Here is a 24,091-nt window from a genome sequence, read left to right as displayed (position 1 = left end):
AATCTTAAATAATTAATTAAATAATAAAAAATCTTTGACAGGTATTGTCTGTCCATCACGCCAACTCCCTTAAATCCACCGGAACCACTCTACTTACCCCCGCCTCAATCATCGTAATCCCATAAATAATATCCGTGCTGGCCATGGTGCGCTTGTTGTGCGTCACGATGATAAACTGGCTCTCTTGGCTAAACTTCTGAATGATCTGATTGAACTTGTCAATATTGGCATCATCCAGCGGAGCATCCACCTCGTCGAAGATACAGAAGGGTGCTGGCTTCAGCAGGTAGATGGAGAAGAGTAGGGAAGTGGCCGTCAGGGTCTTTTCCCCACCGCTGAGTTGGTTGATGGTCAGGGGACGCTTGCCCTTGGGCTTGGCCATAATCTCGATACTGGACTCCAGAGGATTATCCGGATCGGTTAGCTTGATATCGCAGTCATCCTGCTCGGTAAAGAGCGAACGGAAGACCTTGACAAAGTTTTCTTTGATCTTCTCGAATGCATCCAAAAAGGTCTCCTTGGCGACCTGATCGATCTCGGAAATAGTCGTCAGCAGGGATTCTTTGGCCTTGACCAAGTCTTCCTTTTGACTTTGGATAAAGGTATGCCGCTCCTTGATCTCATCATAAGCCTCCATGGCCATTGGATTGATCGGACCTATTTTTTCCAGCTTTTCTTTTTGCTTTTGTACCAAGGCCCGCAAGTCCTCCTCGGCAAAGTCCACAAACTCCTCATCCAAGGCCGGATTTTCTTCCATGAGTTGGTCCAAGTCCAGCTCAAACTCCACGCTCAAGCGCTCCTTCATAGAGGTCATTTTCAGCTTGATCTCGTTGATGCTTTGCTGTAGTTCCTGTAGGAGCAGGTCATGGCTTTCCTTGGATTTTTGAAGGCTACGGATCTTTTGATCGGTTTCATCGATCAGTCCGCGACTGCTGTAGTAGTCCTTTTCCGCCTCGGTCACCCCAGCTTCGATGCCTTCCTTCTCAGCATACAATTCGATCAGTTCCTCGTCCTTGATCTCATTGTTTTCGAGAAGGCCCTTGATTTCGGTATCGAGTTGGGAAAGCTCGGCTTGGGATTTCTCGATTCGCTCTTTGGAGGAATCGTAGGCATTTTGCTTAAACTCAATTTCCTGATCAAGGCTATTGACCCGATTGAGCTGTTGATGGTACAGGATATTTTCCTGATTGTATGCCTGAGACTTTTCGGAAAGCACTTGGGATTCCTGTTCCACTTCTTCGGTCAGGATCTCCAAATCTTGTCCCAAAGATTCAAATTCACCCCGCTCTTCAATAAGATTGGGTTGAATCTCGGTCAGGCTCTCTTCCAGTTCGGCGATGCGGTCCAGAATATCCTCCCGCTTGTTGGCATTGGAGGATAGGAGTTCGGCGAGTTGCTCCTTTTTCGTGCGAACGGATACATAGGACTGATTCAGTTCATTGATTTGCCCCTGCTTTTCTTCCAGTTCTTTTTTAAAGGAGATTTCTTTGAGTTTGGAAAGCTCGGATAGGTTTTTGTCCAGATTGGCGCGGGTAGCGGAAACTTTCTTATTCAGTTCCTTGATCTCCTTGTCGAGCTTTTCGAGATTTTTGGCCCGACCGATTCGCTTTCCTTCGAAAAGTCCCACCGAACCTCCGGAAATGGAGAATTTACGCTTGGTGTATTTGCCGCTTTCTGAGATAAATACTGCGTCCGTATCCTCCGGAAAATCCTTGTAATCACCCTGTACGATGTAGACATTGTCCAGAATGAAATTGATCAAGCGACTGTATTTAACATCAAATTCGATGATCTCAGTGGCTGCGATAGCATTTGAGAAAAGCTTGGTTGTGCTGGACTTAAACCGCTCAAAGTGCTCTAGGACAAAGAAATTGGCCTTTCCTCGGGAGGCATCTGACAGCAACTGGATGGCGGCAATAGCCTGCGCCTCGGTATCCACCACATAATAGTTCATGTAGCCCTCGAGGTAGTTTTCGATAGTCACCCGATACTTTTCATCCGTAGTCAGCAAGTCCGAGAGTAGGGGCACATCCTTGGCCCAGGAGGAGTTTTTCTTGAGAAATTTGATGGCTTCTGGAAAGCCTTCCAGGTTTTCGACCAGTGATTTGGTCAGGTTGTATTCGTTTTGCTTGGAGTCCAGCTTCCGCGAAGTCGTAGTCAACTCCTCCCGGATCATCTCGATCAGGCGGTTGGATTCCTCGATCTTCTGATCATGGTCCTCCTGCTTGTTTTTGAGGAGATCGAATTGCTTATTTTCCCGGCTGAGTTCCCCTGCGAGGTCCATCATTCTGGCTTCGAAGTCCACGAGGGAAGCTTCCTGACTGAAATCATCCGAGGATGTTCGCTCCAATTCCTGCTTGAGGGTAGAGAGTTGAATCTGTTTGATTTCCAGATCCTTATTGAGTTGATAGACCCGCTCCTTCAGCTGTTCGTACTGAGTCTGCAGGCTTTTTTGCTTTTGCTGCTTTTCAGTTTGAATGAGCTTTTGGGAATCGTAAGCCTCCCGAAGTTCGGAGACGATGAGTTCTTTCTCGGCGAGGATTTTATCGGCAGATTCCTTCTCCTGCTGCAGGGAACGAATGGAAAAGCCGGCCCGGTCATTGGATTTACGGTCGGCATCGATTTGCTCCCGGAGTTTTTGGGAACGGTCCTCTAAAAATCGTAGACGTTCGTTTTTGATTTTCTTTTCCGACTCGAAGGAGCGGATTTTATTGACATGCTCGTTAAGCGTTTTTTGCCGGGAGGCGAGTAGTTTTTCCTTGCTGACAAGTTCGGCTTTTAGCTCCGCCAAAAGGGCTTCCTGATCCGCGATTTGGGTTTGGATCTCCAGTTTGCGATCGGATTCATCCTGAATTTTTCTGTTGGCATCGAGTAAAGACTGTGTTTGCTTTTCGATGCTTTTCTTAGCCAAGTTGATGGAGGCTGCTTTGTAATCTTTTTTTATCTCAAAGTACTTGGCTGCCTGCTTGGCCTGTTTTTCCAGAGATTTGAGATTTTTCTCGATCTCGTAAAGCAAGTCTTCCACCCGGTCTAGGTCCGCATCGGTATCCTCGAGTTTGCGGAGGGTTTCCTTTTTACGGGTTTTGAACTTGGAAATTCCAGCAGCTTCCTCGAAGAGTTCCCGTCGGGAGTTGTTTTTGTCATTCAGCAACTCGTCGATCATTTTTAGCTCAATGATGGCATAGGAATTCGAGTTGATTCCTGTATCCATAAAGAGATTGGTTATATCCTTGAGTCGACAAGTAACCCCGTTGATTTGATATTCACTTTCCCCGGAGCGGTAGTATCGACGGGTGATGGTCACGTGTGTGTACTCGGTAGGAAGGAGGTTTTTGGTATTTTCAAAAGTCAGGGAAACCTCAGCCAGGTTGGATGGTTTTCGGTTTTTGGTGCCGTTGAAGATGACATTTTCCATCTTATCGGAGCGGAGCATACGGGTTTTTTGCTCACCCAATACCCAACGAATGGCATCGACCACATTGGACTTTCCACAGCCATTGGGTCCGACTACGCCGGTGATACCCTTATCAAAGTTGATGACCATTCGATCGCCAAAACTTTTGAACCCTTTGATTTCCAGTTTACTAAGTAGCATCCAAAAAACTCCTTACGATTAAGCTTTCAAAATAGGTGGAAAGGATGGATTTGGCAAAAAAAATCAAATTCTGTTGTGTGAAGGAAAGCAATTGGATTTTATCACAAAGGTCTGGGTAAAATATTTACCACAAAGAACACGGAGAACACAAAGATTTATCATTCGTGCTACAAAAGCGCAAGTCTCCGGACTTGTGCTGATAATAATACAGTCTCCCGACTGTTTTTTAGTAAATAAACATTGTTTTAGTTTACAGAAATCAATCTGATGAGCAGAAAGTACAAAATATGGGATCAGGATAAATTGTATTTCGTGACGTTTACAGTAGTGGAATGGATTGATGTATTTACAAACCAAGTTTACAGGGATATTTTCTTGGATTCACTTCGTTTCTCCCAGCAAAACAAGGGATTGGATTTGTGTGCCTATTGCATTATGTCCAATCATGTTCATTTAATTATTGGAAGGAATGGCGAAATAACAATTGAAGATTTAATTAGGGACATTAAAAAGTATACATCAAAAAATATAATTGAAGCAATTAATCAATCGTCTTCAGAAAGTAGGAAAGCCCTTCTTTTAGAAAGGTTTGGAAAGGCCGGAAGAAAAAATCTTAACAACACCAATTTTCAATTTTGGCAGCAACATAGCCATCCTATAGAATTGAATACCAATGATAAGATAAATCGATGTTTAAATTACATACACCAGAACCCTGTAAAAGCAGGGATTGTGTGTTTGGCTGAGGAATATTTGTATAGTAGTGCAAAAAATTATGCAGGATTGCCTGATAAATTAATCGATGTTATTTTGATTGATTAGGTTAATTAAATTGAATGGCAGTCAGGAGACTGCCTAATTATAGGTCCAAGTCGGGAGACTTGAACCAGAAACCATCGTGAACAAATAGCGCAAGTCTCCAGACTTGTGCTGATAATATTACAGTCTCCCGACTGTTTTGATTTTTATATTCAGCAGTCAGGAGACTGCGGTTTGTTTGGTCCAAGTCATGAGACTTGAACCAGATTTCTTCATGTGGTCCAAGCCTGCCTGACGGAAGGTAGGTCAGCAGAATTTAACCAATTACGGTGTATGCTTAGTGTCCTTCGTAGTTAATTCAAATCAAAATAATTTTCCTGACCTCTTTTTGACGGATGTCAAGGTATTTTGAATCCAAAACTTGTGTTATAAACGTACTTTTTCAGATATTGGCAAGTGATCAGACAAGAGGCAACTTTTTGAATGGGTGATTTCAAACAATTTGATATTTCAGATTTCCTGAACGAGATTCAGGAACCTTTATTTTTATTTGATTCTGAGGAAATTATTTTCTGGAATCGTTATTCTACCGAGACTTTCTCTAATCTTCCGGAGGATTATAAATCCTGGATTCAGCAGGAAGAACTCTTGACTCAATTGGCAAAATTCTTCGAAACAGGGGAAGTCCCTGAAAGCCGATGGTTTAAGTCTTTGCAAACCCATGAAGGCCAAATGCAGCGATTTGAGTGGTCTTTTACCAATTTGCCTTCTACTTACACTTCCAGATTCTTAATCGCCAAGGCAAACCCTATTCGCTATTTTGGTGCAAATACGGAGGAGAACTTTTTGTTGGATAGCAACTCAAAAGCGATGGAAGAACTCAGCTATATGCAGAGTATTCTAAGCAACAGCCATGATTTGATTGCAATCCTGGATGAGCATGGGAATTATAAATTTATTTCTCCTTCGGTGAGCGAGAAGTTGGGTTTTCCGGTGGATGCTATTGTGGGTAAAAACTTCAAGGATTTTGTTGAAGCCGGAGTCATTGAGCTGGTTAAGGGAAGTTTTCAGGAGGCTCTTCACTCTCAGGATGAAGTGGCTGTGGATTTTTGGATCAATCGAGTTTCGGGTGAACGTATTTATCTGGAAAGCTTTGCCAAAAACCTCCTTCAACATCCAGAGATCAAGGGAATTCTATTTTCCAGTAGGGATATCACGGATTTCATTTCCATGGACCGTTCGCTTCAGCAGCGATATGAAATCGAAAACCTGATCAATCAAGTAAGTTCCCAACTGATCAATTCTAAGCTGAATAACCCCGAGAAGGAATTTCAGCTGGTTTTGGAAAAGTTTGGACAGTTTTTGAAAGCTGAAAACGGGAGAATTTGGATTATCAATTCGGATAGTGATGAGTATATTTTACTAAACAGCTGGAAAAAGAATCAGGAGGCCAAAAGCCTATCCATGAAGGTTGTGGAGGAGATTAGAGGTAGGAAAAACCGACTGGAAAAAGGGATGGTGAAGCTACACCTTGAATCTCAGGAAGTCGGGGATAACGCTGCGCTGTTGCTTATTCCCATGATTTTGGTGAATAAGCTTCGTGGAGTGATAGCCTTTGAGATTACTATCAAGAAGCTGGAATTTGAAGAAAAGCAACTTCAGATTTTCAGGCAATTGGGAGATATACTTGCTGCCGCCTATTCTGGAAGTATTCTTGCAAAGCAAATTGAAAGAAACGCCAGCCTTCTCGCCACTACGGAGCGACTGGCCAAATCCGGTTCCTGGAGGTACAGTACTCAGCGGGAATTGTTTTATATATCTGGAGGTTTGGCCCACTTGTTTGATTTGGGAGATCAGCCTCTGACGGCGGAATTCACTACTTTGATTTATAAAATCGATAAGTCCACCCGAGCTGAATTTGTCAAAAAGCTCAAAAGGAGCATAAACGAAAAAAGTCAGGAATCGGGAGAATTTACGGTAAGAAGTGAGTCTGGCGAGACTGTTTTTATTGAGTTTGAAATCGAAAGTCAGGAAAACTTCCTCAATAAGGGGGTAGAAGTTACCGGATTCTGCACTGATGTTACCCACAAACGTGCGACTGTAGAAAACCTTAAGCTTCAGTCACAAATTCTAGCTCAAGTCAGTGATCCCATTGTGGTGATCAATCTGGAAAGTGAGGTCATCTACCTCAACGAAGCAGCCATTCAACTCTGCTGTCCGAATACTGCGGCTACTTACAAAGGATCCGTCGATGGATTATTGAAAGGTGTTCCTCAGCTTTCAGGAATCATCCATAGCTTGGGAGAAAAAACTTCTTGGAGAGGGGAATTGGATTTCCAAACGAAGCATACCAAACTTTCTCCTTTTGATGTGTCGATCCAAGTGATCTATTCTCCTAATCAGGATGAAATCGGATTTAGCATAGTTCTGAGGAATTTGAGTGAAAAGCGAGAAAGCGAGCGTCTTGCCTCTCAGGCGAGAATGATTGCAGAAAATAGTCCCGCTGTCCTTTTCCAGGTAGATCCAAATGCCGATTATCAAATCAAATACATCTCAGAAAACATTAAGCAATTTGGATACGACAGTTCTGAGTTGATGGCTCGAAAGGCCTCTTTTTTGGACTTGGTTCATCCAGATGACCAAGACTATATCACATCTCTAAAAGAGAAAGGAAAATCAGAGTCTGGAATCCGTTCATTTTCAGAGGAATATAGAATCATTTCAGCATCCGGAAAAACTATCTGGGTAGAAGATAAAACCTCCGATGTCATGGATGCAGAGGGCAATATCACCTTGCATCAGGGGATCTTCCAAGACATCACGGAGCGAAAGAATTTCGAACAGTTTAAGGAGGAAAAAGACAAGCAGTATCGAATGCTTGCTTCGAATATTCCCGGAACCAATATTTTCCTTCTGGATAGTGATAGGAGATATATTTTGGCAGAGGGCACCAACTTCGATTTTTGGGGATTATCCCGCTCGGATTTCGAGGGTAAGTTGCTTTCAGAAATCTCCCTCACAGATCAGACCACAGTAAACCTTGTTCTTGATCAAGTCTATAATAATCAGGAGGTCGTCGAAACCGAATTTGAATATAAGGGTAGAAAATACCATCGAACCATCCGGCCTATCCTCGAAGGGGGAAAAGTAGAATATGCGCTGAGCATCATACGAGATGTCAATGAAGAGTTGTTGGCTAAAAGGAAACTTGAAGAGTCAGAGGAAAAGTACAGGACCTTGGTGGAAGAGTCCACGGAGATTATTTTCTCCTTAACAGATTCATTTATCATCAATTATATCTCTCCGAATATCAAGCAGTATTTGGGCTATGATGTTGAGGAGGTTTTGGGTAAAAGTATTTTTGAATTTCTACACCCAGAGGACTATCAGACATTTCAGGGAATGCTATCCGAGTCCAAAGACTTCCTGGCCGAACATCAGTTCTTGGAATTCCGCCTTCCCCATAAAAATGGTGAGGTTCGAATCTTCAACTCAAATGGTAGGACAATCCTCGATAAAGATGGGAAATCCCGCTTTTACACAGGCGTAGTTCGGGATATTTCCAAGCTAAAGCAGGCTCAAGCCGAGCTTCTTAAGGCTAAGGAAAATGCAGAAGAAGCATCGCGGATAAAATCCCAATTTTTATCTGTGATGAGCCATGAAATCCGAACGCCGATGAATGCGGTGATTGGACTTTCCCACTTTTTGATGGAAGATGACCCTAGACCTGATCAGCTCGAAAATCTCAAGACCTTACAGTTTTCTGCAGAAAGCTTGATGGCGCTGATCAATGATATTTTGGATTACAATAAGATTGACTCGGGTAAGGTAGAACTGGAATTGCTTCCGCTTGACCTTCGCAATCTGTTGCATAGAATTATCCACTCTCATAGCTTCCAGGCACATGAGAAAGGCTTGAAGATCTCCTGTGAGATTGATGAATCCATACCACAATTAGTGATTGGTGACCAAATCCGACTGGGTCAAATCATCAATAACTTGGTGAGTAATGCCATTAAGTTTACAGAAAAGGGTTCAGTCAAAATCAGTCTTCAAGAAAAAGAGCGGGACCCTAAATTGGGAAGTCGCATTTTATTCCGCTTTGAGGATACCGGGATTGGAATTCCTCAGGAGAAAATCGGAAATATATTTGAGGCTTTCACCCAAGCATCTTCCGAGACAACCCGGAAATATGGAGGAACCGGATTGGGTTTGGCGATAGTCAAGCGCTTGGTAGAAATGTACGGTGGGGAGATTCATTATTCTTCTAACCCATCGGGAGGCAGTGTATTCGAATTCGAGATTGTCCTTCAGGTAAAAGAAAAAAAAGAAGATAGTTCACCGAACCTGGGCTTTACTTCGCTAAGAAGTTTAGAAAACTATTCGATCTTGGTGGCAGAGGACAATATGGTCAATCAGTTGCTGATCAAGAAGTTTTTGAATAAGTGGAATACGGGTCACTTGGAATTGGCTAATGATGGGCAGGAAGCCCTAGAATTATTCGAAAAGGGAGATTTTGACTTGATACTTTTGGATTTACAAATGCCTGTTTTGGATGGATTTTCTGTAGCAAGAGCCATCAGAAGTCACTCAGATGCCAAAAAATCACAGATACCCATTTTAGCACTGACGGCAACTTCACTGGAGGAAATCAAGGAAGAGTTGAACAAAATTGGCTTTGATGATTACGTTCCAAAACCATTTACACCGGATCTTTTGTACGAAAAAATCTCAAAATTTGAGAGAAAAAAGAAACCTGCTTCTGATTAGCATGCATTTTGCCTTCAAAGGATTTACCTTCGTCTTTAGAAAAAGTCCCAATCTATGCGCAATTTTTTCAGAAGCTCCATTCTGATTCTATTGGTTTTTCAGCCGTTTTTGATTCTTGCCCAAGGCTTGGTGTCCAAGCGAACCACTCTGTATGCCGTGATCGGTACCAGTGGTGCTGAGCTCAATCAATTTAACCGGATGCTTAGCGATCGAGGACTTTCTCCGCTTCGAAATCGCTACCATACGCTTGGGCTAGGCTATCAAAACAGACTGAATGATTTTGTCTTTGGAGCCGAGCTTTACCACAACCGAGGCAATCAATCGGACTTGGATGGCTATAGATTAGGGCATCGATCTTCCCGTTTTTTGCTGAATGTTGGCTATGCCTTTACCGAAGAATCACGATTTCAGCTCATTCACTACATGTCTTTGGGAGTCGGTTTTTTGAATTTTCAGATGCTTAAAGAAACTGAAGCGCAAAACCTCCCTGATTTCCTCGCCAATCCTGAGCGGGGATTTATCCTGAGAGAAAATGACATACAGCGAGGAACGATGCGCTATGGAGACTTTTTGACCGAAATCGGTTTTCAGCTTAGTTATGATTTTGATCTTCCCGGGAGAAAAGAAGCCTTGGCTGTGATTGCGAAATTAGGATATGCCTTCAGTCCAATAGAGGGAAAATGGACGATGAGTGGGATGTCATTCCAAAACGCGCAAAGTGGTGCTTTCCTGAGAGTGGGAGCGGGCTTGACCATTCCAGACCGTAACTTTTTTTACAAAGATGCCAGCATGAGTTTTCAGTTGGTATCAGGGATTCATTTCACCAAACCCAACACATTTAATTCACAGCTTGTTGAAGCAGGCTTAGAACCATTGGAAGGCATGCCAAGAAATCTGGGTTTGAAGATCACTGGCGAAAATGAAAAGCTGCTCTATGGGGTGGAAGTCTTCAATTTGGCCATGGATGGAGACGCTAATTCTTTGAAATCCCATTCCCTCAACAGCCTTCGGATTTATGCTAATGGTGGTTGGAAACTAATTGAGTACCGGAATATGGCCATTCATGGTATGGGTGGTATTGGCTATGGGAATATTCGCTACACTTTGTCCACGGATGAAAAGCCCGACTTTCCAGAGCTTTTTCAGCAGCGCGATTATGATGGGTATTTGAAAAACAGTGGCTTGATGGCCAAACCCGAGCTTTCTTTTGAATATGCCTACCCAATCACCAAACGGAAGTTGATTGATTTGGTATTTACCACCTCGGTAGGCTATGAACTGGCCTTGGCAAATTATCGACTCGCGGAATTGGATATGGCGGGCTTTATGACTGCGCCTTATGTGTCATTTGGCTTCGGTATTCGTCCTTGATGCGGCTTTGATACTTAGTTTTTAATTAAAGCTATGCTAACTAGTATTTTTTCCAAATAGGACTTACATTTGGGATGCTTATCGAGAAAGACTGAGGGAAGGGCCCTACGACGTCTTAGCAACCTGAAAACAAGGTGCTAATTCCCATTCCGGAATCGCCGGAAGAAGATGAGCGGAAAAATTTACAACCCGTATTTTTCTCCGTGTTTTGCTCGATAAGCTTTTTGAACAAAAAAATCTATGCAAAACAGAACGGAATTACTCCTTCAAGCAATTAAAAACAGAATCTTAATCCTAGATGGCGCCATGGGAACCATGATTCAGCGCTACAAACTGGAGGAGTCAGATTTTCGCACGCCTGAGTTGGCGAATCACCCCAAAGCCTTGAAAGGAAATAATGACTTATTGTCTCTTAGCCGTCCGGATATCATCAAAGCTATTCATGCTGAATATCTGGAAGCTGGTGCTGATATTATAGAAACCAACACCTTTTCGGGAACATCGATCGCACAGGAAGATTATCAACTTTCACATTTGGCTTATGAGATTAATCTCCAGTCAGCTAAACTAGCGAGAGAGGTTGCTGAAGAATTTACCAAGAAGAATCCTGATAAACCTCGTTTCGTTGCAGGTGCCATGGGGCCGACCAACCGAACCGCGTCGATTTCTCCTGATGTAAATGATCCGGGTTATCGGGCTATTACTTTTGATCAGTTGGCAGAAGCTTATGCAGAGCAGGTGAGGGGCCTTTTGGATGGAGGAGCTGATATTTTATTGGTTGAGACCATATTTGATACCCTGAATGCCAAAGCTGCGCTTTATGCCATACAGGATGTATTGGAAGAAAGAGGAATTCCTTTGGATCCGAAAGAAGGAGGAATTCCAATTATGATTTCAGGTACGATTACCGATGCTTCCGGGAGAACACTTTCGGGACAGACTACCGAGGCTTTCCTGATTTCTATTTCTCACGTGCCTTTGCTTTCTGTCGGTTTGAATTGTGCGCTTGGAGCAAAGGAACTCAGACCTTATCTGAAAGTGCTTTCTCAGAAAGCTCCCTTTTATGTATCCGCCTATCCGAATGCTGGACTACCCAATGAATTTGGGGCCTATGATCAAGGCGCAGAGGAAATGGCCAGTCAGGTAGGAGAATTCCTTCAGGAAGGAATGCTCAATATCCTTGGAGGTTGCTGCGGAACAACTCCCGATCACATCCGGGCCATGGCCACCTTAGCTGCAAAATATCAACCTAGAAAAGTCGAAGAGGAATTAGAAGAGGAGGAAAATAATGCCTAAGCAAGACTATTTGAAATTATCCGGACTAGAGCCTCTAGTCTTTTCACCCAATATCAACTTTGTCAATGTGGGTGAACGGACTAATGTGACAGGTTCAAAGAAATTTGCCCGTCTGATCTTGAATGGAGAATATGATGAAGCACTGGAAGTAGCTCTAGACCAAGTTCGGGGTGGAGCACAGATCCTTGATGTCTGTATGGATGAAGGGATGCTTGATGGGGAAGCCGCCATGGTGAAATTCCTCAATCTAATCGCTTCTGAGCCTGAAATAAGCCGAATTCCCATTATGATCGATAGCTCTAAGTGGAGCATCATTTTGGCTGGATTGAAGTGCGTGCAGGGTAAGGGCATCGTCAATTCCATCTCTCTGAAAAACGGGGAAGAAGAGTTTATCCAGCAAGCAAAAACCATCAAGAAGTTTGGAGCTGCGGTTGTAGTGATGGCATTTGATGAGGATGGTCAAGCCGATACCTTCGAGCGAAGAATTGAAATCTGCGAGCGTAGCTACAGAATTCTAGTCGATCGCGTCAAATTCAATCCACAGGATATCATTTTTGACCCGAATATATTTCCTGTTGCTACAGGAATGGAGGAGCATAGGAAGAATGCCTTAGACTTCTTTTTGGCAACCAAATGGATCAAAGAAAATCTTCCCGGAGCCAAAGTCAGTGGTGGAGTCAGCAATGTGTCTTTCTCTTTCCGAGGAAATAATCCCGTGCGGGAAGCAATGCATGCAGCATTTCTTTACCAGGCCATTCACCATGGAATGGACTTGGGTATTGTCAATCCTACCATGCTGGAAGTGTATGACGATATACCTAAAGATCTGCTTCAGCGAGTTGAGGATGTGCTTTTTGACCGAAGGTCAGATGCCACAGAGCGGCTTTTGGATTTTGCCGAGACAGTCAAGTCTTCCGGTAAGAAAGAGGCTGTGAATGAGGCTTGGCGCTCTGACCCTGTTGGGAAAAGGATAGAACATGCCCTTGTGAAGGGTATTTTGGATTACATCGTAGAAGATACCGAAGCAGCGCGTCAGGAACTTGTCAATCCGCTGAAAGTGATTGAAGGTCCTCTGATGGATGGAATGAATGTGGTTGGAGATCTATTCGGAGAAGGTAAAATGTTCCTTCCTCAGGTGGTCAAATCAGCCCGTGTGATGAAAAAGGCTGTCGCTTATCTTGAACCCTTTATGCCTTTGCCGGAAGAAGGTCAAGAGGAATCCTCTTTGAAAAAGATCCTTTTGGCGACCGTAAAAGGCGATGTGCATGATATCGGAAAGAATATCGTGGGAGTTGTTTTGGCCTGTAATAGCTATCAAATCATCGATCTAGGCGTCATGGTAGATGCACAAAAGATCATTGATGAAGCCGTGAAAAATAAGGTGGATATCATCGGTTTGAGTGGCCTGATTACACCTTCCTTGGATGAGATGGTCAATGTAGCTTCTGAAATGGAGCGACAGGGATTGAAAATCCCACTTCTCATCGGTGGTGCTACGACCTCAAGAATTCATACGGCTGTAAAAATTGACCCAGTCTATTCCGGCACGGTCGTGCATGTCACCGATGCGAGTAAATCTGTGCCGATTGCTGGAGAAGCTATTTCCGAGGAGACCAAAGAAGCCTATCATCGACAGATCAAGGAAACTTATCGACAATTGCGGGAAGAGCATGAAGCCAAGCAATCCGTGAAGCAATTGATTTCCTACGAAGAGGCGAAGGCTAATCCAGTGGCTATTGATTGGACCGACTATGAGCCTGTCAAGCCAAAGGTACTAGGCAAAACCGTTTTGGAAGATTTGGATCTTTCTATTCTGAGAAAATACATTGACTGGACCCCATTCTTCAGTACTTGGATGCTCAGTGGTCGATTTCCCAAAATTTTGGAAGACCCTGTTGTCGGGTCAGAAGCCAAGAAACTCTATGCTGATGCTCAAGCCATGCTGGATCAGATTATTGCTGAGAAATGGCTTTCTGCAAAGGCGGTCTTTAGCTTATTGCCCGTCAAAAGAGTAGGGGATGATGCGACTGCTTTTGATCCCGAGAATGAAAATTTGACTTTGGGTCAGTTTCATTTTTTGCGTCAGCAGGGTAAAAAAGGAAGAGGCGTTCCAAACCGTTCGTTGGCAGATTACTTATACCCGGAAAAGCAGGATTACTTGGGATGTTTTGCAGTGACGGCAGGTTTGGGAATGGAATCAAAATTAGCTGAATTTCAGGAAGCTGGAGATGATTACAATGATATTTTATTTAAGGCTTTGGCTGATAGATTGGCGGAGGCAGCTGCGGAATATGTTCACGAGCTAGTTCGAAAGGATTATTGGGGCTACGCCGATGAAGAACATTTAGATAATGATTCTTTGATCCGTGAGGAATATTTGGGAATCAGACCTGCTCCAGGCTATCCTGCTTGTCCGGAACATTCCGAGAAGGAAACAATTTCCCGTCTTTTGGATTTAGAACGAAGCATTGGGATCACCTTGACTTCCAGCTATGCCATGTATCCGACCAGTTCGGTTTCAGGATTTTATTTTGCACATCCGGATTCCAAGTATTTCGGCTTAGGAAAAATTGCTGAGGATCAGGTGAAATCCTATGCGGAACGAAAAGGAATCACCCAAGAGCAAGCTGAGCGCTTACTTTCACCCAATTTGGCCTACACGCCATCCACATTATTAGTGAATCAAACTGTATGAAGATTACCGATCACCTGAAAAACGCGAAATCCACGTTGTTTTCTTTTGAAATCCTTCCTCCTTTGAAGGGACAAAGCTTGAAAGAATTATTGGAGGGTATTGAGCCCTTGATGGAGTTTAAGCCTCCTTTTGTAGACGTGACTTACCATCGGGAAGAGTATATCTATAAAAAGCATCCCAATGGTCTTTTGGAGAAAGTCAGTACCAAGAAAAGGCCGGGGACAGTAGGAATTTGCGCGGCTATCATGAATCGATTTCAAGTGGATGCGGTTCCTCACTTGCTTTGTGGGGGATTTTCAAAGGAAGAAACCGAAAATGCCCTAATAGATCTGAATTTCATTGGTGTGGAAAATGTCCTTGCTTTGCGTGGGGATGCTCCGAAGACTGAGGGTAAGTTTATTCCTGAGAAAAATGGGCATCATTTTGCCAGTGAATTGGTAGATCAAATCATTCGCATGAATCAGGGTAAATACCTGCATGAGGAGACTGAGACCAGCTTTCACACGAATTTCTGCGTGGGTGTTGCAGGTTATCCTGAAAAGCATTTTGAGGCTCCTAGTATGAAATTTGATCTCAAGTACCTGAAGGAAAAAGTAGATCGGGGAGCTGAATATATCGTCACTCAGATGTTTTTTGACAATGAAAAATTCTTTGAATTCGAGCGAAATGTCCGTGCTGCAGGGATTGATGTGCCGATTATTCCTGGCTTGAAGCCGATCACTACGCTATCGCAAATTACCATGCTTCCACGAACCTTCTTTTTGGATCTCCCTGATGCCTTGACAGATGAATTGTTGAAGTGCAAAACGAATGCGGAGGTGAAGGAAATAGGAATTGAATGGGCTATTCAGCAGAGTAAGGAACTGGTCAAAGCTGGAGTTCCAAGTCTTCATTTTTACACGATGAGTAAGGCAGAAGCGACATATAAAATTGCGAAGGAAGTGTTTTGATAACTTTAGAAATACATAACAATTAATGGATTTTAAAACTTTAAATCTATGAAGTTCATTTTTCAGTTCACATTATTTATGTTTTTGGTTTATTCTCTTAAAGGCCAATCTCTGGAATATTTAAATAAAAATTTTTCTGTCATTTCCGATATCAGTAAGGATCAACCTTATTTTTATCGAATCACTTCAGAAGACAGTTTAAACGTGCTTGTTCGAATCTTTTTTATAGACAGGACTCCTTATTATGAATATCGTGCTACAAGATTTGACATTACTGAAAGGTTTTCACAAACTGAAATTTTTTACTATGAATCAGGAAAACGAAAAAAAATCAGGCAAATCGATGCCTTGACTGATCAAGCTGTTGATGTAAGTTATTTCGAATCAGGAGTGGTAAAAAGCAAAAAAATCAGGAAAAGCGAAGAAGTGATTTCAGAAGAATATTTTTCAGAAGATGGAACAATTGACCCAAATCCAAATATTTTCGAATTTGGTCACGAAAGGGATATGGAGAATTGGGGGAATTTTTTAATGGAAAAACTTCAATATCCATTAGTTGCGCGTAGGATGGGGCATTCGGGTACTGTTTTATTGGGGTTTGATGTTAACCTAAATGGTGGAATGGAAAATATTCAAGTGGTGAATAGTTCAGAGGTTCACAGTTCCTTGGAGAAAGAGGCTCTCAGAGTGGCAATGGCATATAAAGGAACTTGGACGCCAGGAATTGTATTTGGGAAAACTGAAAAAAGTAGAGTAATCCTTCCCGTTCGTTTCAAATTAAACTAAGTAGTTTAGTTAAAAGTCCCTCAAATGAATTGAGAGACTTTTAACCTTTTCCTGTTAATACAAAATCCTAAACCGAATCGTCCCCGGTATGGCTTTGAGTGCCTGAATAGCTTCCTCGGTGTAAGCCTTATCGATATCGGTGATTACATATCCGATTTTTTCATTCGTCTTGAGATATTGCCCCACGATATTGATCTCATAATCCGCCAAGATACGATTGATCTTCGCTAGTACACCGGGTTCGTTTTGGTGAACATGAATGAGTCTATGCGCATTTTGAAGGAAGGGAAGTTGGATATTGGGGAAATTGACCGAATTGAAGGTGTTTCCCGTATTGATATACTCCATGATTTTACCGGGCACAAAGCGGGCGATGTTTTCTTGCGCCTCTAAAGTGCTACCACCGATGTGCGGTGTCAAAATGGTATTGGGTAATCCAATCAATTCGGATACAAAAGGTTCACTGTTATTTTTGGGTTCTTCCGGGAATACATCCACTGCACAGCCAGCTAGGTGACCGCTTTCCAGCGCCTCTTTTAGAGCAGGAATCTCCACAACATGTCCTCGGCTCAGATTCACCAAAACCGCTCCTTTTTTCATCATTTTGATCTTTTCGGCATCGATCAAACATTTATTTTCCTTGCGTCCATCTACATGAAGTGAAATTATATCACACGTCTGAAGCAATTCTTCAAGTGAATCGATTTTGGTGGCATTGCCCAAAGCCAGCTTTTCTACAATGTCATAGTAAAAGACATTTAGCCCCATATTTTCTGCCAAAACCGACAATTGAGCACCGATATTTCCATAGCCGACGATTCCCAATTTTTTTCCTCGGATTTCAAAGGATCCCGTGGCAGATTTATCCCATTTTCCTTGATGCATGGACACCGACTTATCGAAGAAATTTCGCATCAAGAAAATAATCTCTGCGATCGCCATTTCTACGACAGAACGGGTATTGCTAAAAGGAGCATTGAAAACGGCGATTCCTTTTTCCTGACAGGTTTCTAAATCGATCTGATTGGTACCGATACAAAAAGCTCCGATGGAAATCAGCCGATTGGCATTTTCCAGAACGCGCTTGGTAACATTGGTCTTTGAGCGGATACCTAGGATAGATACATTTTTGATCTTTTCGCAGAGTTCATCTTCACTCAAAGCCGAACTCACCACTTCCACTTGGTAGCCTTCTTCCCGAAGGAGTTCAACACCGATAGGATGGACATTTTCGAGTAGAAGAACCTTGATTCGGCTTTTGGGATAGGAGAATTTCGTATTCAATTTGTTGATGTAAAGGATTTCGTCGAAACTGGGTGCCACATGGTCAGCTTTGGAGGTGACCTTAGGACGGTGGACATTCTCAGTGAATGCATAGAATTTATTGGCTAGACCGGATGCTTTGATTTCATAATCGGTATATCCGTCCCCAATCACATAAATATCTCCCGAGAGATTCAGATTTTTGATGGTTTCAGCCTTTCCGTTGTTTTTAGATAGGGGATTGTCTCGATTGAAATCCACAATCTGCCCATTTTCATCATAGACAAACTCATTGGCAAAGACATTTCCCTTGTTGATTCCGTAGTCAGCTACAATAGGGATAATAAAATCTTTAAAGCCATTAGAAATGATAAAAATGTCTTCAGCATTTTCCTGAAGAAACTCGCGGTTTCTCTCAAACGATTTGGATACCTTCTTCTTTAGAGCCGAGATCAAATCACCGATTTGTTGACGGTTGGCTTTCAAAATGTCTAGACGCTGCTCCAAACTTTCTCTAAAATTAACCGATCCTTCCATACCTCGATCAGTTATATCCTTGATAGCTTGAAGCTTATCATTGGAATTTGGGTCACCTGCAAGCGAGATTTCCCCTAAAATATCCAGGGCTTCCACTTGAGTAAATGTACTGTCAAAATCGATGATGAATTTTTTGGTCTGAGGCATGTGCTGGTTTTTTCTTAAATCTTGGGTAAAATTAAGAGATTGTCAAAAAATGAGAATATTTATTACCGAAAATGTTCCAAAACATTTTTGCTATCATCAATTTTGCAATCAATTAGCAATCTAAAGGTCATTCTTTCTGTTGATAGTGACTATTGATACAAAAATTATTTCACTAGCTCAGGAATAGGCTGTATTTTTGAAAAAAATCAATTAAAACATGATGAAGAAATCATTGCTTGTAGGCATTCTAGCCGTTTCAGTTTCTTTTTATTCTTGTCAGAAAAGTGAAAACTCAGAATCCCATCATGATTCTGACGGCCACCACGCTGAGGAAATGCATCATGAAGCTGAGGAATCTGCTAAAGCTGTCATTGGTGTGGCAGAGGTAGTTCCTGGCATGTATGGTGCGGCTATTACTGAATCAGACGCTATTGCTCTTGCTGACTTGGTGCCGGTAGTAGAGGAAAAAGGAACCTATGAAGGAAAAATAATAGGTGAGATCAAGGAGGTTTGTACCAAAAAAGGTTGCTGGTTGACCATGGACTTGCCAAGTGGTGAAAGTATGCGCGTTACTTTCAAAGATTATGGCTTCTTTGTCCCGACCAATTCCCAAGGTTTCCCAATTGTACTGGAAGGTGTAGCCACCTTTACAGAGACCGATGTGGAGACGCTTAAGCATTTTGCAGAAGATCAGGGAAAGAGTCAGGAAGAGATCGACGCAATCGTAGCTCCTAAGAAAGAGATCACTTTCGAAGCTACTGGAGTCGTAATCATGGACAAAGCCTGATGCCCATAGCTTTAGATAATCTTCGTGTTGGAAGACGATATCTGCTGATCAATCAAGGTGAAGTCCGTCAACTCGAGATTATGGCCCGATTAAATGGGGATAATTTTAAAGTGAAGGATTTAGATACTCTTGAACTTTACACCATGGAAGAATTGCTTCGTTGGGGTAAGGGAAAAGATTATGATATTGAAGAAATAAGATAATTCAACTCAGCTCCACTTTTCTTTTGTGTGATCTGTCACATTTTAGGAAAGTGGAGTATTTATTTTTGCGCAAAATTTAGAATAATACATGTCAAAAGGAATTGGTGGAGCCATTTTAGGGGGGAAATGCCCGCGATGTAGAGAGGGAAATCTTTTTCCGGTACCGATGTTCAGTTACCGAAAATTGACCACCATTAATAAAAAGTGCGCCGTATGTGATGCGAACTTCCAGCCAGAGCCGAGCTTCTATGATGGGGCCATGTATATCAGTTATGCTTTTTCAGTAGCCTTGTTTATTACGGTATTTGTTGCTGTAACTGTTTTGGTCGAAAAACCGACTATTTGGACTTATTTAGGCACTATTGTGGTCTTGAACTCTATTTTGATGCCTCTGATGCTTCGCTATTCCAAAGTGCTATATCTCTATGGATTAGGAAAGCTGAAATACCGAGGAGATCAATCATAGGAATTTATCGGGCTTTAGGCTCAGAATAAAAAGGCTGATACTTGCCAGTGAAAGGAAGAAAAAGGCCGGTAAACCACCTATTACGGAAAGAATCCGGACTCCTTCTATCCCCGAGTAATTGATCATTACCCAAGAAATCAAGCCAAGCAAAACTCCCCAGAAAATCTTCAGGCCCGAGTTTACTTGGAATTCATCCTCGACCTTTCCTTTCATGCTAAGGCTAGCCATGGCTTCTGTACTGGAGTCGGCAGCTGTCACATAGGAGATAAACATTCCTATCCCAAAAAAAATGGAAAAGGCCTTTAGATGAGCTAAATCTCCAAAAACCTGATAAATAATGGATTCGGGACCTAAGCTTTGCAAAGCGGTCCGGTAAGATTCAGGATCGTTCGCGGCTAGTTCCAGCGTTGTTCCACCAAAGATCCCCATCCAAGCCACACAAAAGGAAGCCGGAAGGAATAAGTTGACTAAGATAAATTCCCTGACAGTTCGACCAATGGCGATCTTTCCAAGAAACAATGCTGTAATAGGCGCCCAAGCCATCCAAACGGCCAAATTGAAGGTGGTCCAATCAAAGGTCCATTGAGCCCCTTTTCCAGATAGTTGCAGGCTCAAATCCGGGAACCAAGAAGCATAGGTCTTCAAGCCAGGTAGAATGTTGGAGAGAGGGTTTATGTCCCTTGAGATGTAGATAAAGAGCAGCGCAAACAGCGCGAAAAACCATAGGTTGAAAAGTGATAATCTGCGAATACCTCTATCTATCCCTGTACTGGCAGACACCACGAATGTGGCTACAATTAGACACATGACAAATAGCGTCAACCACTGAAAATTAGCTTCAGGGAAGCTGCCTCTTATAGCACTTGCCAAACTTAAAATTCCCGCTCCCAAAGAAGCAGCCATGCCCGTGACAAGAGCAAAAAGGCTTACCATATCTACAAGCTTGGAACCTTTGCCATTGGATCGGACTGGATAAAGGGGAACAAGCATTAAGCTTAATCGAAAGCGATTCTTTTTCGCATAAAAGATCAATCCAAACAAAAGTGCCGGAACAGCATAGATTGAATAAGGAGTAATCCCCCAATGAAAGTATAAAGCACCTAAAGCGAAGATTTTGCTTTTTTCACTTCCTGATTCGCTATTTAGATATTTGGGAGGCGAAAGAAAGTGAGAAAGTGGCTCGGCACTTCCCCAGAATAAGATTCCGACGGCGATAGTCGTACAAAGGACAATGGCAAACCAGGAAAAGAAATGAAGTCTGGGTTTTGCTTTCGGTCCACCGATTTTATAATTCCCCAAAGGAGAAAAGAGCACCCAAATAATCAGGGCAACCATGATAAGCGATAAATAGCTGATGGGAAGTGAGAAATTATGTAGTATCCAAGACTGAATTTCCTTGATTTGACCCAGAAAAACATCTGGATAAAAAGTGCTTAAGCCCAATGCAAAAACCAATAATAAAACTGGTGGCCAGAATACTGATTTTCTGACAGGAAGATATTTTTTTAACCAATCGGGCATGAAGGATCAATCCAATTTTTGCAGTAGCTTGCAAGAAAGGGTTAATTTTGGCTAAGGCAAATTCTTTTCAACCTCAATAGCTAATCATGCAATCAAAAATATATAAGGCAGGTTTTTATCTCTTAGTGATATTTTACGGAGTAGGAGGGTTCAATCATTTCATCAACCCTGAATTTTACATTCCATTAATTCCTGATTATTTGGGAGATAAAAATCTTATCAATACGCTGGCAGGGTTGGCAGAGCTTATTTTAGTTGGAGGATTACTGATTCGCAAAACTCGCAAACTTGCCATTTACGGTATCCTTTTAATGTTGATAGCTTTTGTCCCAAGTCATGTCTATTTCATTCAGATTGGAGGTTGTGTTCCGGATGGTCTCTGTGCTCCGGCATGGGTGGGCTGGGTAAGATTTGTGATTATACATCCTCTTTTGATGCTTTGGGCATGGATTTACCGTGACTTTTGATAGTGTTAATTCGCCTTTTGTAAATATTACTAACAAAAATCGAATTTTTACTAAACCAAATCGAAGTAAGCCTCGTTACAACGGCTGAAACAACAATCAGCAAATGGAGGCGATACTCAGTAAAATGAAGGTTGAGGTCAACCCCAACCTTTATCAAAAAGAGCCCTTCAGCTCCAGTTTAGGTGTATCAATCGTGCAGGAAAGTGCCAGATTGATTCAGGAGTTGGGTTTGGAGAATTTTACATTCAAGAAATTATCCCAGGAAATCGGGAGTACAGAGGCGGCCATTTATCGCTATTTTGAAAATAAGCACAAGCTTCTTTTGTATCTCACTGCTTGGTATTGGGGCTGGATGGAGCATAATCTGGTATTTGGTACTGCAAATCTAAATGATCCGGCAGAGCGGCTTTCTGTGGCCATAAGACTTCTTTCCGATGGCCCCATATTTCAAAAGAATGACTACCTTAATCCCGTCAGTCTTCGGGAAATTGTCATCAACGAATCGCTAAAAGGTTTTTTGACAAAGGAAGTGGATAATGAACACGAAGCAGGAGTATTTGCCCAAGTTTATAAGTTTGGCGAGCGCATAGCGGATATTATTTCAGAACTCAATCCTGATTATAAATTTCCAAAAACGCTCGTGTACACTGTGCTGGAGTCGAGTTTACTTCAAAATTTTAATTCAAAGCATCTTCCTGGGATGACTGAAAATTCCTTCAATAAACTAGAGCGTTATAAGTTTTTCCATCAATTGGTCGTAAAAACCATTCAAAATGACAACTAATTCAGGCATCACACCTATTGGCCGGTTCTTCAGCCTTCTGAAAGAGGAGAAAAGCCAAGTTTACTCAATTTACTTCTATGCAGTCCTCAACGGATTGATAACGCTGACACTTCCACTGGGAATTCAGGCGATTTTGAACTTCATTTTGGGAGGGAGAATATCGACATCCTGGGTGATATTGGTCATTATCGTGGCTGCAGGCGTTGCTTTTGGAGGTTTTCTTCAGATTTCCCAATTGCAAATCACGGAGAAACTTCAGCAGCGGGTATTTAGTAAATCAGGACTTTCGCTTGCTTACAGGCTCCCGAGAGTTAGACCAGAGGCTGTTCAAGGGGATTATGCACCAGAGATAGTCAATCGGTTTTTTGATACAGTTAATTTGCAAAAAGGACTTTCCAAAATTCTGATCGATTTCTCCACAGCATTGCTACAGGTGATTTTTGGATTGCTGCTTTTGTCCTTTTACCACCCGACCTTTATTATTTTCGGATTGGTATTGATCGCACTGCTTATCCTGATCTTTTACTTTACTGGTCCTCAGGGAATGGAGACGGCGCTTAAGGAGTCCACCTATAAGTACAAAACTGCTTATTGGTTGGAAGAAATAGGGCGCACAATGAACTCCTTCAAATTAGTAGGAAATACCCGTTTACCCATCCTTCGTGCCGATAAATTGCTTCAACATTATGTGGATTTCCGGTCCAAGCACTTTGGGGTTTTGATATTCCAATACAAAATCATGATTGCCTTCAAGGTATTGATTGTGACGAGTTTGTTGGTTGCGGGAAGTTTACTTTTGATCGAGGAGCAAATCAGTATCGGTCAATTCGTTGCAGCCGAAGTGATCATTATCCTAGTGGTTAACTCGGTGGAAAAGCTGATTCTTTCGCTAGAAACGGTTTATGATACTTTGGTGGCTACCGAGAAACTTGGTCACGTAATGGACCTGGAACTCGAAGATTCAAAAGGAAATGAAAAGGTAATCCAGGCTTACGAATCTGGATTGATGTTTGGGATGGAGAAGGTAGTCTTTCAGACTAAAAACTCAATCGAACCAGTTCTAAAAGGTGTCTCCCTTCAAATCAAATCCGGTAAAAAGGTAGCTGTGACTGGAGAAAGCGGTAGTGGCAAAAGCGCCTTGCTGATGATTTTGTCTGGGCTTTATGAAAATTACCAAGGCACTGTGACTGTCAATGATCTTTCGCTGGAAATGATCAATAAAGAGAAGTACCGGTCTATGGTAGGGGATTTTCTGGAAATGGAACAAATCTTTCATGGGACGATTTTAGAAAACATTACCGTTGGAAGAGAGTACGATCAAAATCAATTGACTGAAGTTTTAGAACTAACTGGATTGAAATCATCTATCTATCAATTGCCAGATGATCTGAATACCGAACTGCAACCGGAAGGCAAAGGGCTTTCCAAGCGAATGATGCAAAGCATCTTGCTTTGCCGAGCTTTGCTTGGGAAACCAAAAGCCATGGTCATGGAAAATGCTCTTGGTTATTTGACTGATGAGGTCAAAGAAAGAGTTACTGAGTACTTATTAAAGGGTGATTGGACATTGATAGCGGTGACCCAAGATGATGCGATCCTTCAAAGAATGGATGAAGTAATCCTTATGGACAGAGGTAGTGTGGTCTACCAAGGAGATTATTCTGGATACGTTCAATTGAAAAAAGGAAATTAAC

The 24,091-nt window shown here is 42.3% G+C and carries 16 protein-coding genes and 1 riboswitch; of the genes, 13 read left to right on the top strand and 3 right to left on the bottom strand.

The genetic code is table 11. From position 1 onward, the window contains the following. Positions 1-55: 55 nt before the first annotated feature. Positions 56-3,595, bottom strand: a complete 3,540-nt coding sequence (gene smc / locus G457_RS0106100) for a chromosome segregation protein SMC (RefSeq protein WP_026945681.1) — start codon at positions 3,593-3,595, stop codon at positions 56-58. 267 nt (positions 3,596-3,862) lie between these two features. Here smc and G457_RS0106090 point away from each other — a divergent pair, with 267 nt between their 5' ends. The 7 genes from G457_RS0106090 (at position 3,863) to G457_RS0106060 (ending at position 16,222) form a co-directional block, all read left to right on the top strand. Continuing rightward, on the top strand, positions 3,863-4,417 hold the full coding sequence (locus tag G457_RS0106090; protein WP_026945680.1) for an REP-associated tyrosine transposase: 555 nt from the start codon (positions 3,863-3,865) through the stop codon (positions 4,415-4,417). A gap of 420 nt (positions 4,418-4,837) precedes the next feature. Beyond that, entirely contained in the window at positions 4,838-9,124 is a 4,287-nt protein-coding gene (locus G457_RS0106085) for a PAS domain S-box protein (protein WP_026945679.1), read from the top strand. 54 nt (positions 9,125-9,178) lie between these two features. Next, a complete protein-coding gene (locus G457_RS0106080) occupies positions 9,179-10,495 on the top strand; it encodes a hypothetical protein (RefSeq protein ID WP_026945678.1) in 1,317 nt (438 codons plus the stop codon). 75 nt (positions 10,496-10,570) lie between these two features. Further along, a riboswitch (SAM riboswitch) is annotated at positions 10,571-10,670 on the top strand. 65 nt (positions 10,671-10,735) lie between these two features. Beyond that, positions 10,736-11,791: a homocysteine S-methyltransferase family protein gene (locus G457_RS0106075; protein ID WP_026945677.1), complete on the top strand. Its 1,056-nt coding sequence runs from the start codon at positions 10,736-10,738 to the stop codon at positions 11,789-11,791. Further along, a complete protein-coding gene (gene metH, locus G457_RS0106070) occupies positions 11,784-14,486 on the top strand; it encodes a methionine synthase (protein WP_026945676.1) in 2,703 nt (900 codons plus the stop codon). Before G457_RS0106075 ends, metH begins: the two co-directional genes overlap by 8 nt. After that, complete coding sequence (gene metF / locus G457_RS0106065) at positions 14,483-15,436, top strand: methylenetetrahydrofolate reductase [NAD(P)H] (protein ID WP_026945675.1); 954 nt, start codon at positions 14,483-14,485, stop codon at positions 15,434-15,436. The genes metH and metF overlap by 4 nt, the downstream gene beginning before the upstream one ends. 48 nt (positions 15,437-15,484) lie before the next feature. Then, the gene (locus G457_RS0106060) at positions 15,485-16,222 is read left to right on the top strand and encodes an energy transducer TonB (RefSeq protein WP_081701388.1); all 738 of its coding nucleotides are present in this window, start codon (positions 15,485-15,487) and stop codon (positions 16,220-16,222) included. Between the two features lie 54 nt (positions 16,223-16,276). On the opposite strand, the gene serA is transcribed toward G457_RS0106060, so the two are convergent. Beyond that, on the bottom strand, positions 16,277-18,169 hold the full coding sequence (gene serA, locus G457_RS0106055) for a phosphoglycerate dehydrogenase (protein WP_026945673.1): 1,893 nt from the start codon (positions 18,167-18,169) through the stop codon (positions 16,277-16,279). A gap of 217 nt (positions 18,170-18,386) precedes the next feature. Between serA and G457_RS0106050 the strand changes: the two genes are divergently transcribed. The 3 genes from G457_RS0106050 (at position 18,387) to G457_RS0106040 (ending at position 19,625) form a co-directional block, all read left to right on the top strand. Next, the gene (locus G457_RS0106050; RefSeq protein ID WP_026945672.1) at positions 18,387-18,956 is read left to right on the top strand and encodes a DUF4920 domain-containing protein; all 570 of its coding nucleotides are present in this window, start codon (positions 18,387-18,389) and stop codon (positions 18,954-18,956) included. Then, positions 18,956-19,159 (top strand): hypothetical protein, encoded by a 204-nt coding sequence (locus G457_RS0106045; protein WP_026945671.1) that lies wholly within the window; start codon positions 18,956-18,958, stop codon positions 19,157-19,159. Before G457_RS0106050 ends, G457_RS0106045 begins: the two co-directional genes overlap by 1 nt. 88 nt (positions 19,160-19,247) lie before the next feature. After that, entirely contained in the window at positions 19,248-19,625 is a 378-nt protein-coding gene (locus G457_RS0106040; RefSeq protein ID WP_026945670.1) for a DUF983 domain-containing protein, read from the top strand. On the opposite strand, the gene G457_RS0106035 is transcribed toward G457_RS0106040, so the two are convergent. After that, on the bottom strand, positions 19,620-21,146 hold the full coding sequence (locus tag G457_RS0106035; RefSeq protein WP_026945669.1) for a BCCT family transporter: 1,527 nt from the start codon (positions 21,144-21,146) through the stop codon (positions 19,620-19,622). The two genes, G457_RS0106040 and G457_RS0106035, sit on opposite strands and share 6 nt — an antisense overlap. A gap of 86 nt (positions 21,147-21,232) precedes the next feature. Here G457_RS0106035 and G457_RS0106030 point away from each other — a divergent pair, with 86 nt between their 5' ends. The 3 genes from G457_RS0106030 (at position 21,233) to G457_RS0106020 (ending at position 24,090) form a co-directional block, all read left to right on the top strand. Next, on the top strand, positions 21,233-21,613 hold the full coding sequence (locus G457_RS0106030) for a membrane protein (protein WP_035483320.1): 381 nt from the start codon (positions 21,233-21,235) through the stop codon (positions 21,611-21,613). 103 nt (positions 21,614-21,716) lie between these two features. Then, the gene (locus G457_RS0106025; RefSeq protein ID WP_026945667.1) at positions 21,717-22,397 is read left to right on the top strand and encodes a TetR/AcrR family transcriptional regulator; all 681 of its coding nucleotides are present in this window, start codon (positions 21,717-21,719) and stop codon (positions 22,395-22,397) included. Continuing rightward, entirely contained in the window at positions 22,387-24,090 is a 1,704-nt protein-coding gene (locus G457_RS0106020) for a peptidase domain-containing ABC transporter (protein WP_026945666.1), read from the top strand. Before G457_RS0106025 ends, G457_RS0106020 begins: the two co-directional genes overlap by 11 nt. Position 24,091 lies beyond the last annotated feature (1 nt).

It is taken from the genome of Algoriphagus marincola DSM 16067, from assembly GCF_000429405.1.
Classification (GTDB): Bacteria; Bacteroidota; Bacteroidia; order Cytophagales; family Cyclobacteriaceae; genus Algoriphagus; species Algoriphagus marincola.
Note: the sequence above shows the minus strand (reverse complement) of the source record. Positions and strands in the feature narration are given on the sequence as shown.

Bases quoted from the DNA above. Each gene is read 5' to 3' on its own strand.
- smc (WP_026945681.1), bottom strand. From the start codon at position 3,595: ATGCTACTTAGTAAACTGGAAATCAAAGGGTTCAAAAGTTTTGGCGAT.
- G457_RS0106090 (WP_026945680.1), top strand. From the start codon at position 3,863: ATGAGCAGAAAGTACAAAATATGGGATCAGGATAAATTGTATTTCGTG.
- G457_RS0106085 (WP_026945679.1), top strand. From the start codon at position 4,838: ATGGGTGATTTCAAACAATTTGATATTTCAGATTTCCTGAACGAGATT.
- G457_RS0106080 (WP_026945678.1), top strand. From the start codon at position 9,179: ATGCGCAATTTTTTCAGAAGCTCCATTCTGATTCTATTGGTTTTTCAG.
- G457_RS0106075 (WP_026945677.1), top strand. From the start codon at position 10,736: ATGCAAAACAGAACGGAATTACTCCTTCAAGCAATTAAAAACAGAATC.
- metH (WP_026945676.1), top strand. From the start codon at position 11,784: ATGCCTAAGCAAGACTATTTGAAATTATCCGGACTAGAGCCTCTAGTC.
- metF (WP_026945675.1), top strand. From the start codon at position 14,483: ATGAAGATTACCGATCACCTGAAAAACGCGAAATCCACGTTGTTTTCT.
- G457_RS0106060 (WP_081701388.1), top strand. From the start codon at position 15,485: ATGAAGTTCATTTTTCAGTTCACATTATTTATGTTTTTGGTTTATTCT.
- serA (WP_026945673.1), bottom strand. From the start codon at position 18,169: ATGCCTCAGACCAAAAAATTCATCATCGATTTTGACAGTACATTTACT.
- G457_RS0106050 (WP_026945672.1), top strand. From the start codon at position 18,387: ATGATGAAGAAATCATTGCTTGTAGGCATTCTAGCCGTTTCAGTTTCT.
- G457_RS0106045 (WP_026945671.1), top strand. From the start codon at position 18,956: ATGCCCATAGCTTTAGATAATCTTCGTGTTGGAAGACGATATCTGCTG.
- G457_RS0106040 (WP_026945670.1), top strand. From the start codon at position 19,248: ATGTCAAAAGGAATTGGTGGAGCCATTTTAGGGGGGAAATGCCCGCGA.
- G457_RS0106035 (WP_026945669.1), bottom strand. From the start codon at position 21,146: ATGCCCGATTGGTTAAAAAAATATCTTCCTGTCAGAAAATCAGTATTC.
- G457_RS0106030 (WP_035483320.1), top strand. From the start codon at position 21,233: ATGCAATCAAAAATATATAAGGCAGGTTTTTATCTCTTAGTGATATTT.
- G457_RS0106025 (WP_026945667.1), top strand. From the start codon at position 21,717: ATGGAGGCGATACTCAGTAAAATGAAGGTTGAGGTCAACCCCAACCTT.
- G457_RS0106020 (WP_026945666.1), top strand. From the start codon at position 22,387: ATGACAACTAATTCAGGCATCACACCTATTGGCCGGTTCTTCAGCCTT.